This is a genomic window from Pseudomonas sp. L13 (assembly GCF_009935965.1).
In the GTDB taxonomy this organism is placed as follows: Bacteria; Pseudomonadota; Gammaproteobacteria; order Pseudomonadales; family Pseudomonadaceae; genus Aquipseudomonas; species Aquipseudomonas lactis.
The window spans coordinates 340-667 of the sequence record NZ_QODJ01000154.1; the positions used below are offsets into that span (position 1 = coordinate 340).

The 328-nt window shown below is 42.4% G+C and carries 1 protein-coding gene; it reads left to right on the forward strand.

Features of this window, described 5'->3' with window-relative positions; translation table 11 throughout:
• A partial coding sequence (locus DK871_RS29855; RefSeq protein WP_161907475.1) for a hypothetical protein occupies positions 1 to 328 on the forward strand: 328 nt, incomplete at both ends.

Here is a 328-nt window from a genome sequence, read left to right on the forward strand (position 1 = left end):
CACACAGTGTAATGGAAAAAAAAGCTGTTCTGTTCAAGCAGTGAACTCCGTTTTCAATGATCCCTGTTTTGGGACCTATAAATACCTGGAAGTATCTTATGAATGTCTCAAACCTAAGCAGCACATAACTTGTGAAGGTTTCAGAGCTGACATTACCTGTGGGAAAGGTGTTATTTCCGTTTATTATGCCAATTATGGACGGCGGAATCTTGCAACCTGTCCTCATAAATTCGCAACTTCAACCCACTGTAACTCTGATCAGACTGCGCGTATGCGTTCCAGGTGCAATGGAAAGCAGTCTTGTCATGTACAAGCTTCAAATTCGGAG